Origin of the sequence: Pontibacter burrus (assembly GCF_010686685.1) — a bacterium.
Lineage (GTDB): Bacteria > Bacteroidota > Bacteroidia > Cytophagales > Hymenobacteraceae > Pontibacter > Pontibacter burrus.
Window position 1 is genome coordinate 355,122 of sequence record NZ_JAAGWD010000006.1, and the last position, 18,802, is coordinate 373,923.

Annotated in this window: 14 protein-coding genes, 1 tRNA gene and 1 other RNA gene; 8 read left to right on the forward strand and 8 right to left on the reverse strand. The window is 45.3% G+C overall.

The features are described 5' to 3' along the window. Positions 1 to 137: 137 nt before the first annotated feature. A complete protein-coding gene (locus GXP69_RS15085) occupies positions 138 to 3,581 on the reverse strand; it encodes a pyruvate carboxylase (protein WP_163915904.1) in 3,444 nt (1,147 codons plus the stop codon). A gap of 464 nt (positions 3,582 to 4,045) precedes the next feature. On the opposite strand from GXP69_RS15085, the gene GXP69_RS15090 reads away from it, so the two are divergent. From GXP69_RS15090 to GXP69_RS15100, 3 genes are read left to right on the forward strand one after another with little or no spacing between them, the layout of a single operon-like run. Next, positions 4,046 to 5,341 carry a TolC family protein gene (locus tag GXP69_RS15090; protein WP_163915905.1) on the forward strand — a complete coding sequence of 432 codons (1,296 nt, stop codon included), beginning with the start codon at positions 4,046 to 4,048 and terminating at the stop codon, positions 5,339 to 5,341. A 16-nt stretch (positions 5,342 to 5,357) separates the two neighbouring features. Continuing rightward, on the forward strand, positions 5,358 to 6,464 hold the full coding sequence (locus GXP69_RS15095; RefSeq protein WP_163915906.1) for an efflux RND transporter periplasmic adaptor subunit: 1,107 nt from the start codon (positions 5,358 to 5,360) through the stop codon (positions 6,462 to 6,464). A 6-nt stretch (positions 6,465 to 6,470) separates the two neighbouring features. Then, positions 6,471 to 9,614, forward strand: coding sequence for an efflux RND transporter permease subunit (locus GXP69_RS15100; protein WP_163915907.1), 3,144 nt, complete (start codon positions 6,471 to 6,473; stop codon positions 9,612 to 9,614). 68 nt (positions 9,615 to 9,682) lie between these two features. On the opposite strand, the gene GXP69_RS15105 is transcribed toward GXP69_RS15100, so the two are convergent. Next, positions 9,683 to 11,050 carry a sensor histidine kinase gene (locus GXP69_RS15105; protein ID WP_163915908.1) on the reverse strand — a complete coding sequence of 456 codons (1,368 nt, stop codon included), beginning with the start codon at positions 11,048 to 11,050 and terminating at the stop codon, positions 9,683 to 9,685. 11 nt (positions 11,051 to 11,061) lie between these two features. After that, positions 11,062 to 11,733: a response regulator transcription factor gene (locus GXP69_RS15110; protein WP_163915909.1), complete on the reverse strand. Its 672-nt coding sequence runs from the start codon at positions 11,731 to 11,733 to the stop codon at positions 11,062 to 11,064. A gap of 308 nt (positions 11,734 to 12,041) precedes the next feature. Here GXP69_RS15110 and GXP69_RS15115 point away from each other — a divergent pair, with 308 nt between their 5' ends. From GXP69_RS15115 to GXP69_RS15130, 4 genes are all read left to right on the forward strand, one after another. Beyond that, positions 12,042 to 12,794, forward strand: coding sequence for a DUF2279 domain-containing protein (locus GXP69_RS15115; protein ID WP_235925740.1), 753 nt, complete (start codon positions 12,042 to 12,044; stop codon positions 12,792 to 12,794). Positions 12,795 to 12,872: 78 nt separating this feature from the next. After that, positions 12,873 to 13,826 carry a Smr/MutS family protein gene (locus tag GXP69_RS15120; protein ID WP_163915911.1) on the forward strand — a complete coding sequence of 318 codons (954 nt, stop codon included), beginning with the start codon at positions 12,873 to 12,875 and terminating at the stop codon, positions 13,824 to 13,826. Between the two features lie 130 nt (positions 13,827 to 13,956). After that, positions 13,957 to 14,346: RNase P RNA component class A (gene rnpB / locus GXP69_RS15125), an RNA gene on the forward strand. 230 nt (positions 14,347 to 14,576) lie between these two features. Further along, positions 14,577 to 15,569, forward strand: coding sequence for a hypothetical protein (locus tag GXP69_RS15130; protein ID WP_235925741.1), 993 nt, complete (start codon positions 14,577 to 14,579; stop codon positions 15,567 to 15,569). Positions 15,570 to 15,624: 55 nt separating this feature from the next. Here the strand turns inward: GXP69_RS15130 and GXP69_RS15135 are convergent, their stop codons facing one another. From GXP69_RS15135 to GXP69_RS15145, 3 genes are all read right to left on the reverse strand, one after another. Further along, positions 15,625 to 16,341 (reverse strand): SIMPL domain-containing protein, encoded by a 717-nt coding sequence (locus tag GXP69_RS15135; protein ID WP_163915912.1) that lies wholly within the window; start codon positions 16,339 to 16,341, stop codon positions 15,625 to 15,627. A 140-nt stretch (positions 16,342 to 16,481) separates the two neighbouring features. Continuing rightward, positions 16,482 to 16,805: a hypothetical protein gene (locus GXP69_RS15140; RefSeq protein WP_163915913.1), complete on the reverse strand. Its 324-nt coding sequence runs from the start codon at positions 16,803 to 16,805 to the stop codon at positions 16,482 to 16,484. Positions 16,806 to 16,879: 74 nt separating this feature from the next. Next, the gene (locus tag GXP69_RS15145) at positions 16,880 to 17,152 is read right to left on the reverse strand and encodes a hypothetical protein (RefSeq protein WP_163915914.1); all 273 of its coding nucleotides are present in this window, start codon (positions 17,150 to 17,152) and stop codon (positions 16,880 to 16,882) included. A gap of 198 nt (positions 17,153 to 17,350) precedes the next feature. On the opposite strand from GXP69_RS15145, the gene GXP69_RS15150 reads away from it, so the two are divergent. Next, positions 17,351 to 17,422: transfer RNA gene (locus GXP69_RS15150), tRNA-Glu, on the forward strand. A gap of 166 nt (positions 17,423 to 17,588) precedes the next feature. Here GXP69_RS15150 and GXP69_RS15155 read toward each other — a convergent pair. Continuing rightward, the gene (locus GXP69_RS15155) at positions 17,589 to 17,897 is read right to left on the reverse strand and encodes a hypothetical protein (RefSeq protein ID WP_163915915.1); all 309 of its coding nucleotides are present in this window, start codon (positions 17,895 to 17,897) and stop codon (positions 17,589 to 17,591) included. Continuing rightward, on the reverse strand, positions 17,873 to 18,319 hold the full coding sequence (locus tag GXP69_RS15160) for a hypothetical protein (RefSeq protein WP_163915916.1): 447 nt from the start codon (positions 18,317 to 18,319) through the stop codon (positions 17,873 to 17,875). The genes GXP69_RS15155 and GXP69_RS15160 overlap by 25 nt, the downstream gene beginning before the upstream one ends. Positions 18,320 to 18,802 lie beyond the last annotated feature (483 nt).

Genomic DNA, 18,802 nt, shown 5'->3' on the forward strand with positions numbered 1-18,802 from the left:
TACGAAATTTTGTGGATTTTCTATAAAATATAGCCTAAAAGCCACAACCATTATAACTATAAGTTACTCATATAAAAGCACATCCGGCCCAAACTATAGTTTGGGCCGGATGTGCAAAAATTAGAAAAATGTAAGCACTATGATAGCGTCAGGACCAGATCATCCGTGTTCACTAAGGAGCCTTCTGCTAAATGTATTGCCGATATCATCGTGTCTGAAGAGGCTGTTATAGTTGTCTCCATTTTCATGGCTTCGATCACAAACAGTGGCGTGTTCTTCTTGATAGGTTGTTCTTTTTCTACCAGAATCTTGGATAGCAGTCCCTGCAGCGGCGCACCGATCTGTTTCGGGTTGGCTTTATCAACTTTCTGGTGTTCTACTTTCTCAACCTTCACCGATTTATCACGCACATCAATGTTACGGGTCTGACCGTTCAGTTTAAAGAATACCGTACGCATGCCATCCTCATTTACCGGCCCCAGTGACTGGTATTTAATAACGATTGATTTACCACGGGCAATGTCAATAATGGCTTCTTCGCCGAGTTGCATGCCATAGAAGAACAGACGCGTCGGGATCTGAGATACTTCGCCGTACTGCTCCAGGTGCTTGTGGTAGCCTTCGTATACTTTCGGGTATAGTTGGTAGCTCAGGAAATCGGTGTACTTGGTTTGTTCCCCAAATTTTTTCTGAAACGCTGCAAACTCACCATCCAGGTCAATCGGGGCCAGGTGCTCGTTAGGCCGTTCAGTAAACGGTTGTTCATCTTTCAGGATGATCTTCTGCAGCTTTTTAGGGAAACCACCTACCGGCTGGCCCAATTCTCCTTTAAAAAACGACTGCACCGATTCCGGGAATGAAATTTCTTCGCCACGCTCCAGTACATCTACTGTTGTCAGGTTGTTGGCCACTAAATAAAGCGCCATATCTCCTACTACTTTTGAGCTTGGCGTTACTTTTACCACATCGCCAAACAGGGCATTTACATCAGCATAAGTTTGTTTTATAGTTTCCCATTTGTCGCCTAAGCCCAGCGCATTTGCCTGTGGACGAAGGTTAGAGTACTGCCCTCCCGGGATTTCGTGGTTATACACTTCAGCTGTACCGGCTTTCAGACCAGACTCGAACGGATAGTAATACTCGCGCACGGTCTCCCAGTAGTTGGAATGACGGTTCAGGCTCTGCTGATCAAATTCGCGGTGACGCTCCTGGAAACGCATGGCCTCCACCATCGAGTTAAAGTTTGGCTGCGATGTCAGACCAGACATAGATCCCAGCGCCACGTCTACTATATCAACTCCGGCTTCAATGGCTTTCAGGTAGGTAGCCGGCTGAATGGACGAAGTATCGTGCGTGTGCAGGTGTATCGGAAGTTTTATAGTATCCCTTAAAGCCTCGACCAGCACTTTGGCAGCGTAAGGTTTCAGCAGGCCAGCCATGTCCTTTATAGCCAGAATGTGCGCTCCGCTGTCTTCAATCTGCTTCGCCATTTGCAGGTAATATTCCAGCGTATACTTTGTTTTGGATGGGTCCAGAATATCGCCGGTATAGCAGATAGCGACTTCAGCGAGGCCCTGGGTACGCTTACGTACAAAATCAATGCACGGCTCCATGCTCTTCATCCAGTTCAGCGAATCGAAGATACGGAAAACATCTACCCCCGTCTCCCACGACTTCTCTACAAATGACTCGATCAGGTTATCAGGATAGGCTTTGTAACCTACCCCATTCGAACCACGGATCAGCATCTGCAACAGAATATTTGGTATGGCTTTGCGTATTAAGGCTAGTCTTTCCCATGGGTCTTCGTGCAGGAAACGCAGGCAAACGTCAAACGTAGCGCCGCCCCAAACTTCCATACTAAAAGTCTGCGGATGGTCTTTGGCAAAAGCTTCGGCCACCTTCATCATGTCAAAGGTGCGCATGCGCGTAGCCAGCAGCGACTGATGTGCATCCCGGAAAGTAGTATCAGTATAATGTATCTGCGGATCGTTACGAAGCCATTTCGAGAACTCATCAGGGCCAAGTTGGGTTAGCAGGTCTTTTGTGCCGGGTTGATACTCCTTGTTCAGGTTAAAGCCGTGGTAATCCGGTTTTGTCAGCACCCTGTCTTTATCGACTTTCTTCACATCCGGGTTGCCATTAACTATAACTTCCGCCAGGTAACCGAGCATTTTAGTGGCTCTGTCCTGCGGCTTCTTGAACACGAACAGCTCCGGGTGGTTCTTTACAAAATCAACCGTCGCATCGCCTGAAATAAATTCCGGGTGGTTGATGATGTTCTGCAGGAACTGGATATTGTGCTTCACCCCGCGGATACGGAATTCATCCAGCGTGCGCGACATTTTCATGGCCGCATGTTTCAGCGTTGGCGCCTGCGCCGATACTTTTACCAGCAACGAATCGAAGAACGGGCTTACTTTAGCGCCCTGATACACACTGCCCTGGTCGAGGCGGATACCAAAACCACCAGCGCTGCGATAGGCAATGATAGTACCATAATCTGGTTTGAAATCCTGCTCCGGGTCTTCGGTAGTAATGCGGCACTGTATGGCCACCCCATTTGCCCGAACGATATGATTAGGTCCCAGCAGCACTTCTTCGTGATCTAAACGGTAACCATCAGCAATAAAAATCTGCGTTTTGATCAAGTCGATGCCCGTGATCATTTCGGTTACGGTGTGCTCAACCTGGATGCGTGGGTTTACTTCTATAAAGTAGATGTTGTTGGTGTGCGGCTCCACCAAAAATTCCACCGTACCCACGTTATTATAGTTTACTGCCGAGCAGATCTTAATAGCATAGTCGTATAGTTTCTGGCGGGTTTCGTCGTTCAGGCTGATGGCAGGTGCCACTTCCACCACCTTCTGGAAACGGCGTTGCACAGAGCAGTCGCGCTCGAACAAGTGTGTGATGTTGCCATAGTTATCGGCTACGATCTGTACTTCGATGTGCTTCGGATTTTCTACATACTTCTCCAGGAAAAGCGTATCGTCGCCGAAAGCTTTCAGGGCTTCGTTTTTGGCTTCAAAAAAGCCTTTCTCCAACTGCTCATCATCCCGGATCACGCGCATACCACGCCCGCCACCACCGGCAGCTGCCTTTAGCATGAGCGGGTATCCGATTCGGTGTGCCTCTTCCAGGGCAATTTCATAGGTTTTCAGGTCCTGCGTATTGCTCTGGATAATGGGAACCTCACAGTGCTGGGCTACTTTTTTTGCTGCAATCTTATCACCCAAAGAGGCCATCACATCAGGCTTTGGCCCTATAAATTTAATTCCGTTGTCTGCACAACGCTGCGAGAAATGCTGGTTCTCAGACAGAAAACCATAGCCCGGGTGAATAGCATCCACGCCATTCTCTTTCGCAATCTTTATAATAGCATCAATGTCCAGGTAGGGCTGTAGTGGCTGATTGTCTTTACCAACCTGGTAGGCTTCGTCGGCTTTGTAACGGTGCAGTGAGTAACGGTCTTCGTAAGTATAAATCGCGACTGTTTTTATGCCCAGCTCGGTGCAGGCACGCAATACCCGGATGGCGATCTCGCCACGGTTAGCAACAAGTACTTTTTTTATGTTCATATAAGGTAAGATGAATGAATAAGTAAAAACAGGTGCTCCGGCGCTACACTTCTGGCAGCAACTTCGCGGTAAAAAGTCTTAATAAATGTGCTGTATATAGTTGCGTAAGGGCTGAAGTAGCGCTATGCTATACCCAATTTGCACCCGTTAATACAGTATTTTTATGGATAAGGTTATAATTCAATTTGCGCTATACTTTGAAGTCAAAAACTGTATTGTGCTGTTAGAATAGCTGCTGAATAAGGTAGGTTAAAAGCATACTTCTATACATGAAATCCTGAAGATGTTTCTGTAATATCCATTAATTTTTTAATGGCTTCTCGCCAGAGAAAACGCGGCTTAGCAGCACCGTTGATAGCTGATTTCCACAGAAAAAGTGAATTCTAATCTCAGTCTAATCTCAGTCTAATACCGCTCTAATATGTCGACTCTACCTTTGCCGGCAACCAAAAAAACAGAGCAGTATGTTCACCCGAAGTTTTCACTTATTCCTTTTACTCCTGGCTTTCCTGTTGATACAGCAGGCAAAAGCGCAGGCACCATTACCTAATCCGTCCGATACACTGCGGGTTAGCTTAACTGATATGGAGCAACGCTTCCTGCAACAAAACCTCCCCTTGCTGGCTCAGAAGTATAGTATTGAAGCGTCGAAGGCGGCCATCATTCAGGCAAAGCTGTTTGAGAATCCCGAACTGTCTGTAGAGCAGAATATTTACAATTCAAATACCGGACGTTACTTCGAGACGGGTCGTAACGGACAGAATGTTGTACAACTGCAACAGTTGATTCACATGGCAGGGCAGCGCAACAAACGCATTCGGGTGGAACAGCTTAACAGCCAACTTACCGAACTCGAGTATTATGACCTGGTCCGCACCCTGCGCCTTGAACTCCGCAGCAGTTACCTGGACCTACATTATCAACTACAGCAATACCACATCCTCAACGAACATGCACAATCCGTGCAGGAGTTGGTAACAGCATTTGATGGTCAATACAAGAAAGGCAATGTTGCCCTGAAAGAGATGATTCGGTTGAAGGCGCTCCTATTGGCACTGGATAACCAGAAACTGGAATTGATAACCCAGATCAACCAAAACCAAAGTGACCTGCGTCTATTAACATCCGCTCCAACGAACACCTTCTTCCTGCCAACTATAGACGAGACAACTATAGAAGGCGTAAAAACCGGTTTGTTAACTTTTGATCAGGCACTACAGGTGGCTCAGGAAAACCGATCCGATTTGCAGGCTGCCAGCACCGGCATCCTGCGCCAGGAGGCTGTAGTGAAATACGAAAAAGCGCTGGCTATACCTGATATATCACTGGGCGGTATCTACGACCGTAACGGCAGCATCATGAACAACTATACCGGCATCACCCTTCAAATGCCGCTGCCACTCTGGAACCGCAATCAGGGCAATATCAAAATCGCCAAAAGTGAGCTTGAAAGAAGTAGAACACTATACGCCCAGCAGCAATTGCAGGTAGAAAACGAGGTCATGCAGGCTTTGCAGGCTCTCCGGGAGGCAGAACAACTATACAACAAATCCGAACAGAACCTGAGCAGCGATTTCAAGCGCCTGATCAGTGGGGTAACCGAAAATTTTGCCAAGCGCAACATCAGCCTGATTGAGTTTATCGACTATTACGAAACCTATACCGAAACCATGACGCAGCTTCTTCAGCTCCGAAACAGCCGCATACGCGCCATTGAAGAGCTCAACTATACTGTGGGTTTCCCGCTCATCACTTACTAACTGAAACACAGCAACCATGAAGCATATACTAAAAAGCGGCGCACTTCTACTTGGTGCCGGTACAGCAGCCATTTTACTGAACAGTTGCGATACGAAACCGGCAGTAGCCACCACAACGCCTACAGAGTTCTGCCTTTCAGACACACTCTCCAGCATGATACGAGTAGATACAGCCAGCTTAAAGGAAGTACAAAGCACTTTGCACCTATCTGGTAAAGTAACTTTTGAAGACCAGCGCGTCTTTAAGATTTTCCCGATGGTAGGAGGCCATGTAGTACAGGTAAAAGCCGAATTAGGCGATTATGTAAAAAAGGGGCAAACACTGGCCGTGATCCGGAGCGGTGAGGTGGCCGACTTTGAAGAGCAGATGATAAGCGCCAAAACTAACCTACTGACAGCCCAAAAGAACCTGAACATAACACAGGATATGTATGAAGCCGGATTGATGCCCGAACGGGATCTGGTAATAGCAAAGCAGGAGAAACAAAATGCAGAAGCCGGCATGAAGCGGATAAATGAAATTTTCAGCATCTACAGCATTAGCAATGGTTCCGAGTATGTCATCAAGGCTCCGGCTGCCGGATTTATAGTGGAGAAAAATGTAAACACTGACATGCAGGTTCGGCCTGACAACGGCGATAATCTCTTCACCATCTCGGACATGAACGAGATATGGGTATTGGCCAATGTTTATGAAACAGATATAGTCAAGGTAAAAGTAGGATACGAGGCCGATGTAACTGCCTTGAGCTACCCGGGCAAAGTGTATAAGGGAAAGATTGATAAAATATTTAATGTACTGGACCCTGAGACGCGTGTGATGAAGGTGCGCGTTAGACTTGAAAATACGGACTTTGAGCTCAAACCTGAGATGTTTGCCAATGTCACGGTACGCTATCCGGAAAACCGCACAATGTTGTCTATACCCACAGACGCTGTGGTGATGGATAAAAGCAGAAACTACGTGACGGTCTTCCGCAAACGCTGCGATATCGAGAAACGTGAAGTACAGCTCTACCAGACCTCAGACAAGAATGCCTACATCCTGAGCGGGCTGCAGGAAGGCGAACGGGTAGTGACAGATTACGCCTTGCTGGTATTCCAGGCAAATAACTCAAAATAACAGACTATGAATTCATTTATCAGAAGCATTATTGGTTTCTCACTCAAGAACCGGCTCTTCATATTTTTTGCAACAGGTCTGTTAGTTATAGCTGGCATCATTAGTTACCTGAATACACCCATTGAAGCATTCCCGGATGTAACTAATACCCGGGTACAGATCATCACGCAGTGGCCAGGGCGTAGCGCAGAGGAAGTCGAAAAGTTTGTCACGATACCGTTGGAGGTGGAGATGAGCTCTGTGCCGCGGAAAACAAGTCTGCGCTCAATATCGCTCTTTGGGCTATCAGTGGTAACTATGATCTTTGAAGATGATGTAGAAGATTTTGTGGCACGCCAGGAAGTAGCCAACCGGCTTACCCTTGTAAACCTGCCTGAAGGAATTGATGCCGAAATGCAACCAGCCGCCGGGCCAACCGGCGAGATCTTCCGCTATACCTTAAAGAGTGACACCAAGAATGTTCGCGAACTCAAAACAATCCAGGACTGGGTGATCGACCGCCAACTGAAAGCAGTGCCGGGTGTGGCCGATGTTGTGAGCTTTGGAGGTGAGGTAAAGACCTATGAGGTAAGCCTGGACCCCAGCCTGATCGCAAAGTACAACATTTCTGCACTTGATATTTACGAGGCCATTGCCAATAGCAATGTGAACGTTGGCGGTGATGTGATAGAGAAAAACGGGCAGTCGTATGTAGTGCGCGGCATTGGTCTTCTCAACAACATTGAGGAGATCAACAATGTGATCGTGAGTGACCGGAATGGTGTACCGGTGCTGATCAAACACGTGGCGCAGGTGCAGGAGTCGCACTTACCGAGCCTGGGCTATGTTGGGCGCGATAACGAGCAGGATCTGGTTCAGGGCATTGTGGTGATGCGTAAAAACGAAAACCCCAGCCAGGTGCTTGACGCCCTCAAGATTAAGATCGAAGAGCTGAATGAACAGGTGCTGCCTTCCGATGTACAGATAGACACCTTCTATGACCGATCTACTCTAATTGGCTTTACAACCGATACGGTGACCAAGAACCTGTTGGAAGGCATCGCGCTAGTTACCATCATTGTGTTTGTTTTTATGGCAGACTGGCGAACAACACTGATTGTAGCTATCATCATCCCACTTGCACTGCTCTTTGCCTTTTTCTGCATGCGCCTGAAAGGCATGTCGGCTAACCTGCTCTCAATGGGTGCCATCGACTTTGGTATTATTATCGACGGGGCCGTGGTAATGGTAGAAGGTTTATTTGTGATGCTGGACAAGAAAGCACACCAACTGGGCATGCCCAAATTCAACCGGCTGTCCAAGCGTGGCCTTATCAAAGGCACTGCCTCCGATCTGGGAAAATCCATCTTCTTCTCCAAGCTGATCATCATCACGGCGCTGCTACCCATCTTCGCGTTTGAGAAAGTAGAAGGCAAAATGTTCTCTCCACTGGCCTATACGTTGGGTTTTGCACTTTTGGGCGCGCTTATCTTCACGCTTACGCTGGTACCGGTATTATCGAGTTACCTGCTCAACAAAAACGTCAAAGAAAAGAATAACCCAATTGTCAATTTCCTGAACAGCCAGGTATATAGTGCCTTTAGTTTCACTTACTTACACAAGAGAGCCAGCCTGGCCGTGGCCGGAGTGGTATTAGTTACCGGACTGTTTTGTTTCCGCTTTCTGGGTACAGAATTTTTACCCCAATTGAACGAAGGTGCTGTGTATGTGCGTGCCAGCATGCCAATGAGTGCTTCTCTGGACCAATCCATTGCCATGACCGAGAAGATTAGAAAAACGATCATGGAGTTTGATGAAGTGAATCAGGTGCTGTCACAGACCGGGCGCCCGAACGACGGAACTGACCCAACCGGCTTCTTCAACATCGAACTGCACGTAGACCTGAAACCAAAAAGTGAGTGGACCCGCAAGATCACCCAGCAGCAACTCACAGAGGAAATGAAGGATCGGCTGGAAGTATACCAGGGTATCAGCTTCAACTTCTCGCAACCCATCATGGACAACGTAGAAGAAGCCGTATCCGGAGTGAAGGGCTCAATGGCTGTTAAGATCTTTGGCAACGACTTGCAAAAGCTAGAAACACTGGCCGACACTGTTAACAACATTCTGGCCCATGTGGAAGGTATAGATGACCTGGGGGTGATTCGCTTACTGGGCCAGCCGGAACTACGGATTGAACTCGATCAGCAGCGCATAGCAACTTATGGTGTTAATACAGCCGACTGCCAATCCGTGATTGAAATGGCAATTGGAGGAAAGGCAGCCAGCGAGCTCTACGAAGGCGAGCAAAAGTTTGACATTCGGGTACGGTACATGAAAGATTACCGCCAGGATGAAGCACAGTTAGGGAACCTGCTGGTGCCTACAAGTAATGGAGGAAAAGTACCGCTCAAGGAGATAGCCAAAATTGGTACTATAACAGGTCCTGCCTTTGTTTACCGCGAAGACAATGCCCGCTTCGTAGCCGTTAAATTCTCAGTGCGGGGGCGTGACCTGGGTAGCACGATTAAAGAAGCGCAGGAAAAAGTAGATCAGGTGGTGCAACTGGATAAGGGCATGCGCCTGGAATGGAAAGGGGAATTTGAGAACCAGATCCGGGCTACCGATCGTCTGACAGAAGTATTGCCAGTAAGCTTACTACTTATCTTCCTGATTCTCTTCATCACCTTTGGCAACTCCCGGGATGCCCTGCTGGTGCTTTTGAATGTGCCCTTTGCCCTGATTGGTGGTATACTGGCCCTGCTTATTACCAATACTAATTTCAGTATTTCAGCAGGTGTAGGCTTTATCGCCTTGCTCGGTATATGCGTCCAAAATGGGGTTATCCTGATTTCGGTATTCAGAAAGAACCTGGAAGAGCATATGCCGCTGGTACAAGCCATTAAAGAAGGCGTTGCGGAACGTACCAGGCCAGTGGTGATGACAGCCATGATGGCGGCTCTAGGTTTGTTACCTGCTGCACTTTCAACCGGTATTGGTTCAGAAACCCAAAAACCACTGGCTATAGTTGTGATCGGAGGCCTGATCAGTGCCACTATCCTTACCCTGCTGATCTTCCCACTTATTGTGGATATCGTGTATAAAAAACAACTCAAAAAGAAAGAGCGCCGCCAGCAAAAGCTTGCCCGGCAAACCGGCGCACCAGCATAGATTAGAGTTTAGTATTGGTTAATAGAGCAGTTTTTTATTGTGAAGGTGGTTTTTGGCCACCTTTACTTTTATACGCTGTTAGAGAAACTTAAAACTACCTGGGTGCCATTCCCTTCAACTGAGTTTACCTCAATACTGCCGCCGTGCAGCTTCATTATCTTCTCTGTTAGGGAGAGTCCTATGCCTGTACCTTTGTGCCCGCGCGCATTAGTAGCTCTGTAAAATGCCTGGAAGATATGAGGCAACTCCTGTTGAGGGATACCTATCCCCTTATCTTTTACTATTAAATTTATTCCCTGTGTAGTTGTCTCTAACAAGATGATTACCTCCTGGTTATCAGAAAACTTAACGGCATTTTCAAGTACATTGGTAAGCGCTATATGTAACAGGCTTTTGTTACCGGTTATTTCAAGCGTGCCTGCATCAGATGGCATATTCTGCAAATCCAAGGTAATGGCATGTTCCGGGTAAGCAAGGCGTATTTCTGATACACATTCTAGCAGTAACTCATCAATTCGAACCTGCTCTTGCTTCATATTCTCCCGATCAAAGCCTGTCTGTGCGAGCCCAAGCAAGTCGCTTGTAAGTTTCTCGAGCCGATCTGTTTCCCGTTGCATTCTTTCGAGCGACAGAATATACTCTTCAGGCTCGCGCTTTTTGAGTAAGGCGACCTCAATTTCTCCACCAATAGCCGTTAAGGGGTTCCGTAGCTCATGGGAGGCATTAGATATAAAGTTCTTCTGCATTTCAAAAGACATCTCCAGCCGGTTGAGCATCTGGTTAAACGTACTGACAAGGTTACCAATCTCGTCTCTCCCACTTTGCTCCTTTAGTCGTAAATGAAGGTTTGAGGCTCTTATATTATTCACATCCCTTACAATCTGATTGATAGGTTGAACAACCTGGCGGGTAAAAAATAAGCCCCCAACTATAACCAACACCAGACTTCCTAAAAAGCTAATGATTAATATTCTTTTAAGCGTAATCTGCTTACTTTGTCCATATAGGTCTTCAGCCGAAACAAGCACATAAAACTGCCCTTGATTATCATCATACTTCCACCCTACCCACTGCCGTTGGTGCGTTGTAAATTCAATAAAGCCATGCTTATCCAGTCTGTCAAAATTTTTATCAAGCCCGGATAAATGTACTTCCCCTAATTTAAATGCCGGTTTGCGGTTGCTGTCATAAATATGCACCTGCTCTTCGGGCAATGATTTCGTGAACTGTTCCCTTACCCGCTGCATCATTCTGGGGCTTAATTCATCCTCATCCAGGTAAAGTTGTGCGGCAATATGGGCCCTCTCGTGCAGCCTCTCCTGAAACTCTTTTTCGGTATAGAGTTGAGAGAAATAGTAAACAACTATACCAAGGAGAAAGAATATAGAAGCGAAAAGTAACGTAAAAGAAAGCGTAAGCCTTGTTCTGAAAGTCATTCTAGCTTGTTTTATGCTTTAAGGACATAACCCATCCCGATAACAGTGTGGATCAGTTTTGGGTTAAAGTCCTTGTCAATCTTGTTTCGCAGATAGTTTACATAAACGTCTACTACGTTGGAGCTAAGATCAAAATTTAACTCCCACACATTTTCAAGTAGGTCCAGGCGGGATAATACTTTGCCTTTGTTCCGGATAAAATACTCCAGCAAGGAAAACTCTTTTGCTGTCAGGTTAATGAGCTTTCCACTACGTGTTACAGCTTTTGTATCAAGATTTACTTCCAGGTCAGCGACTGTTAATTTTCCGCTGGCCTGACTCAGGTTACTTCTCCGGGTAAGAGCTCTCACCCGTGCCAGTAGTTCTTTAAACTTAAAAGGCTTTGTGAGATAATCATCAGCACCCGAATCCAGTCCATTTACTACATCTTCGGTAGTGCCCAAGGCTGTAAGCATCAGGATAGGAACATGCATGTTGTGTTTTCTGATGTCCTGACAAACCTGTATACCATTGCTGTTCGGCAAAATCACATCCAGTACAATCAGCGCGTAGTCTTTCTGGAGGGCAAGGCTCAGACCAGTCTGTCCATCGTAGGCTACATCAACCTCATACGACTGTTCCTGTAAGCCCTTCTTCACAAAAGCTACTACATTGGGTTCATCCTCGATTACTAAAACATTCATGCCATTACAAATTCATACTCTAAGGTAACTATAAATCACAAGACTATTGCAGGCAATCGGCTTGCAGGGTTGCTTCTAGCACTATCCGTATAGTTGTTAATTGCGTATTATTTTGAGGTTTTCAGTTAACTTCTATATCATTGTGAATGCTATCCCGCAAAAGAATTGTAACAGGTATTTTTTTAAGTATCTTTTTATTAAACCCTTTCTTAGGTTTTGCCTCGCACACTTATAATACTGATACTACACAACTAAACAAACAGCGGCTTTATATTCTGGGCACTGCCTTTACGGTTGGCTATTCGGCTATGCTGGTTGGACTAAACAAGGCCTGGTATGCAGAGCAGGAGCGCACAAGTTTCCATTTTTTTAACGATAACAGCCAGTGGAAGCAGGTAGACAAAGCCGGGCATTTCTGGGGTGCTTTTCACCAGAGCCGGGCTGGAATTGACATGTTGCGCTGGGCTGGCGTGCCGGATAAGAAAGCTATCGTTTATGGCGGTCTGCTGGGTGTGGTTTTGCAAACTCCTGTCGAGGTTTTTGACGGTTACCAGAAAGACTATGGCGCTTCGGTTGGGGATCTGGTGGCAAACACGGCAGGCTCTGCAGCTATAGTTATTCAGGAGCTTGCCTGGCGCGAAGTTAGAATAATGCCCAAGTATAGTTTCCATAAAACACGCTTTGCTGGCGAACGCCCGAATGTACTGGGTAAAAGCCTGGCAGAACAAGCATTAAAAGACTATAACGGGCAGACTTATTGGCTATCGGTGAACGTCGGTGATTTCATGGCTGAAGAAAGCCGTTACCCGAAATGGTTAAGCATAGCTATAGGCTATGGCGCTGAAGAAATTGTGTATAATCACAATGCGACCAACCATAGTTTAGGCTTTGATGCACACCGCCAATACTACCTGAGCCCCGACCTGAACCTGATGCATTTTAAAGGCAGAAGCAAAGTGCTAAACACCGCCTTATATGTTTTGAGCATCGTGAAAATTCCGGCCCCTGCACTGGAGTACAACCGGAAGGATGGGTTTAAATTTCATGCACTATACTTCTAAACAGTCGTATCTTTGCTTTAGTTGAGTGCTATAGTTTATAGTTACGACAACCGAACATCCATTAAAAATAACGAAACTATGAACGTAGGAGACCGCGTGCGGCTGATGTCTGGTCGTGAAGAAGGCATCATAACCAGGATACTGGACAACAATATAGTGGAAGTAGCGATTGACAATGACTTTACGATTCCGGTTGCACGCCGCGAGATTGTGGTAATTGCAGCTGAAGAAAATAAATACATGCGCACCGATGATGTGGTAGAAGCTCCAACCCGCAGGCAGCCTCCTGCACCGGTATTCTCAGCGCAAGGCATTTACCTGGCTATGGTGCATCAGTCGGAAGAATTACTGGCTGCAACTATAGTTAATAACACCGATTACGATCTGCTTTTTACCACCGGCGAAGAGCGCAACAACCAATACCGAGGCCTGCAAAATGATAAGCTGGCACCAAAAACCACCCGCGTAATTTCACATTATCATCTTAAAGATTTTGAAAAGTGGCCAGGCTTAGTAGTGCAGTTCTTACAACACCGAAATGGTGCTCCTGCCCTATTTGAACCGGTCACCAAACGTGTGCAGTTCAGAGCAAATTCTTTTTATAAAAGCAAGAAAACAGCTCCGGTCATCAACAAAGAGGCTTACCTTTTTCAGTTAGATACCAAACCGACAACTATAGATCCTGATAAAATTAAGGAGCAGTTGGCAGAAATAGCTGAGCAGAAGGAAACCAACTATAAACTACAGGCTCCGGAACACGAAATCGATCTGCACATCGAAAAACTCACGGAAGACCACAGTGGTATGAGCAACAGCGCCATGCTGAAACTACAGTTGGAAACCTTTCAGGATGCTTTAGACAGGGCAATGGCTTCCAACATGCACGAGATTGTATTCATTCACGGAGCAGGTAATGGCATTCTCCGCAAAGAGATACAGAAAATCCTGAGCCGAACACCAGGTATCAAGTTCTTTGAAGACGCCCGTAAAGAGAAATTCGGTTACGGCGCCACCCTGGTGAGATTTAAATAAGGTTGAAAGTTGGGAAGTTATAAAGTTAGAAGGTTGTTGTAAAAGATCAACACATTAACTATCAGCCATTTAACAATCAACAACTAACAATCAACAATTAATCTTACCTTTGTAAACTATAAAAGGGAAAACAGCAAGCCATCTTATCGCTGCTCTATTTAGAGGAGAGGAAAGTCCGGGCAACGCAGAGCATCCTACTTCCTAACGGGAAGGGTCTGTTTTGGAGACGAAACAGATACAGCCAGTGCCACAGAAAATAACCGCCAGCCTTGTGTTGGTAAGGGTGAAAAGGTGCGGTAAGAGCGCACCAGCGGCTGGGTTACCAGTCCGGCTGGGTAAACCTTAGGAGTTGAAAGACCAAATAGGCTGACAGTGCTCCGTTTCGGCGGGGCTAAGGGCTGCTCGTCCGATGTCAGTGGGTAGGTCGATGGAGCCTGTGCGCGAGTGCAGGCCTAGATAAATGATAAGACGTTTGGCTTATGCTAAACGACAGAACCCGGCTTACAGGCTTGCTGCTTCTCTTTTTATAGTTCCCTACCTCTACACTTCACTCCCATTTTATTATCCTTGATTGTGCCTGGCTACTGGCAGTTAAGTTAAGTCAACTCCTTTACCTTCTAGTCTCAACAATAGAATTCAGGTCAGGAACAAATCAAACTTAAAGCATTTCTCAAACTATAAACTATAGTTTTGTTATCCGACTGGTAAGTACTTTGTTTGTTATCTTTGCAATGCAATTTTTAACAAGCTATGCCTGATTTAAAACTATATGACCCCTTCACGAACATGCAGTTTACAGATGAAAACTGCTTTTTGTGTGGTACAACTATAACCAAAGAACACCGGACACCAGTATTTGGCGAATGGATGCAGGACAAGTACAACCTGCGCAACAAAGAGCTACTGATGCTGGATAAAAGTGTAACCACGTTTGATCAACTTACTATTCCGTGTTGCGACCAGTGCCACCTTAACCATGTATTGCCGCTTGAGAGTGAAATAGAGGATGCCGCTAAAACTGAATATGATGGGATCTGTACACTTGACCAGAAGCGTATTTTCCAATGGATTGGAAAGATGTATTACGGCATGCTGGTAACAGAGCTGATAAAAGAAAAGGATCCGCTGATTATGCCGGAAAACCCGGTAAGCGAGAACCCACAGATGCTGGGTAAATTCAAAACCTTTTATCAAGTGCTGCAGTCCTTGCGCGTACCGATGAAATTCTCAGATTTTCTGCCGTGCTCTGTTTTTATTCTACAGGTAGCCCCCACTGAGGATGACTTACCTTTTGAGTATCAGGATGAACTGACCACCATGTGTTTCAGCATAAAACTGGGCCCTGTAGTTATAGTTTGTAAGCTGTTGGATAACGGCATTATACGAAATGTTTTAAACAGGTTGTATAAGCTTACAGAAGACCGGGAGTTACACCCGATTCAGGTTGCTGAATTTAAGGCACGTGTGTTTTATGCAGCTTATATTTTTAACGTGGTACCGGATTATTTTATAAGACCTGGTAAACCTGAGGACGAGCAGTTAATACTGGATTCGCTGATAGATGACATTACAAACGAAGTATTTAACCCTTTTGAGCCACTGGCTTATGCGCACATGCTCGAAGAGATGCTGAAACCCTGGAGTATCCGTGAAAAAGATATCCTGGAAAACCCTCAAAAGCCGATCTCTTTCCTGACAGATGATAACGGTGAATTTAAGACTATAAAACAGTTTGCGAAGTAATAAAAAAGGCTTCCAGTTTACGCCGGAAGCCTTTTTTATTACTATAAACTATAGTTTAGTTTTCTATTATAAAGCTGACACTAACAGTAGACGTTACCACAACTTCGCCGCCGGCAATACTTGGGCCATCAGCACCCGCACTATCCATTGTCTTCATCATGGCAGCCTCAGCGTACATCGGAATAGGGCGACCACCGTTCGTGCTCTCGTTGATAGAGTAAACCCTGCCTACTTTTGCTCCCAGTTCTGTTGTTAAAGCAGTAGCTTTCTGCTTGGCATCATTCACAGCTTTCTTGCGGGCTTCAACTCTGTATTTCTCAATGTCCGCCACTTTAAACTGCACCCCTTCTACCCTGTTCACGCCAGCGCTATACAAGCCCGACATCAAATCGTCAAACTTATTCAACTTCCGCACCAGTACAGTCATAGTTTTCTGGGCAGTATAAAAATCAGGAGTAGTTCGGCCATATTCTCCGCTGTTGTAAATCGGGTACACGCTCATGTAAGATGTCTGGATATCTTTCTCACTTACACCCTGCTTTTTCAGATACGCAATAATAGTGGCGGCTTTGGCATCTACTTGCTTACGCGCCTGGTCCAGTGTTTTCTCGCGTACTTCTACACCCATCGATAGTATTACCTGGTCTGGCTGTACTCTTACTTCGCCAATACCATTGACATTAACTAATGGTGGCAGTACTTGTTGCTGTGCATGTACCTGCATTAACCCTATCGTAAGAAGAGCCAATAGCATGAAGATTGTTTTTTTCATGGTTAGATAGATTTTAATTAAATGCATAGCATTTTGCTATATAGGAGCTATTATCAAATGTTATACCATAAATACATGCGATAGGAAATAAAAAAAGCCTTTGCTCAAATGGCAAAGGCTTTCTAAAACCTAAATGAGTCTTACTCAGAGGCATACTCAAAATCATCATCCATAGTATGGCGTGCAAGTAAAACTGCGCCTATAGTTAGTGCCCCAGCCATTAAAACAAGCTGTGTAGTTGACAACTTACGTGATGCACGCACAATTATATTACCAACATCCTGCAACAGATCTGGTAGTTTTTCGTGGTTGCCCTGCAGTACATGCAAAGCAGACTCTACTGTCTTAGACATGTCCTGTGGTTGCAACACTTTCAAGGCGCTTTCATCAGACTTTTTTTGCTGCTTGCTATCGCTACTTTGGTTGCTATTCTTATTCTGGTTTTGCTTCGATTCGTTTTCCATAGTTATATGTAGTGTTCTGACTATTGGTTTTAATTACTTATACGGGATACTATACAATTAATGTTGATGACACCTTAAGCCATCCGTCCGCCAAACTCTTCCACCATTTGTGTCATGCGTTGCACCAGGCTGTTTTCATTTACCATCATGCTGGCAGGAAAACCGACACTAAGTTCATTTATTTCAAGACTTTGCTGGTCAGAATTATAGTTGTAGCGTGCTTTCACGCCTTTTTCATCGATTGTACCCTCGTTGCCCTGCAGGCTTAATCCTAATTGCTTCAATTTATCTTTAAGCTGATTAAAGGCTTCCGGACTTACACTTGTAAAATGCACTTGTTTTGCCATATTCTTTTGTTTAACTCTTACATAATGTAAAACTACAATACTTTACAGAACTACACTAACGCTATAAAAATGTATTTGTTAAGCCTCTAACTATAGTTTACGTCATCAATACTTAAGCTTTAACAAATATTTTCACGCAAAATTATTTGCAAACAAGAAACAAATTTCTATCTTTGCACCCGCAATACCGCAACAAACGGTCCGTTCGTCTAGGGGTTAGGACTCCAGATTTTCATTCTGGCAACAGGGGTTCGATTCCCCTACGGACTACTGAAAGGGAAAAGTGATTATTCTGATCGCTTTTCCCTTTATCTTTTTCCACCACAAACTGCTGTATCTGGCTGGAAAGGGCGAAAAATCCATTTACCCGCTGGGTTCGATAACCTTCCATTTCACGGTCATAATACACCCCTTCAGGAAACAGCATCGCTTGCAGCTACTTTCTTGCTTGCACATTCGCTTTACTCCATGACTGTAAGATAGTTACTGACTTTTCTAAGCCTATTTTAATGAACTCTTTGGGATTCGATAACGCTGGTGCGCACTTTTCCAGATTTCGCTCGATTTCCAGCAATTCTGTTTTTAGTTCTGACCTGTATTTAGTGAATAGCTCTTTCTCGATTTCGCCAAAGGCATAACGCCGCTCTAGTGTGTCCAGCTTCTTTTTTAGCTCTGTGTGCTGGACATTTAACCGCTTTTCTTCACTCCTGCTTTCTTCTGTTAACTTGCAATAAGTTTCTTCCATGATTTAAGCCAACTTAGGCAAATACCTAGGTCGATCAATACGCTGTAGCCTTTCGAATTTGGGGAGGACTTGTTCAAGCGAAAGCGTACCAGAAAGTTCACTCCATCAAAGTAGAACATTACCGGGTCTCCTACGCCAGAGTCAACCATATCTGTAAAGCCACAACCGGGGCCACGCAACGGATCCTGTATAGGCTCATTATCCAGAATTGGAATGGCTTTGTAGCCGATCTCACTTTCTCCATTACCGCGGTCATTGCTTTTAAAGCCAGCTGTGGTCTTGGAAGTATAGCCATCCTTGTTCGGATCTAGAATGGCCCTTCCTTCTGCAGTGGAGGCAGGTTTATAGATTAACCCTTTGGTTTGCCCATAGGAAAAGTAACAGCACACTAAGAATACTGTGAGAAGGTAGAGTTTCTTCATTCGGCTAAAAGTTGAGAAACAGTTATGAATATTTTTTAATCCTAAAAGAATAAAAGACCAGTCATCCCATCAGAGATTCCTTTTCTTATATTCCAAAGTTTAATCAGACTAGATTTTGCTGTGCGACTAGACTTCTATCTACACCTTATAGTATAAGGCAGAACATCCTTGCAATAGCTAAAGCCCCTTTGTTTAAGTGTAAGTTCTTAAGTATGCGCATTCCAGCTTACCCGCTAAACCCAACCGGCAGGCTTAGAAATTAGGTGAACCCAATTGACTGGTAATTCAACCATAGTTAAAAAAATCAGGCTTCCCACTTGTAGCAGAAAGCCTGACATGATTGAGGTAGTCTATAGTTATTTTACTGTCCGTATCTCAGCAATGCGGAAGTGCTGGCCTACTTCTTCACGCACGACGGTATCGACGGTGATGTTGAGGTTTTTGGAGGCGAAGTTTTGCTGGATATACGCTTTCAGCAGTTGG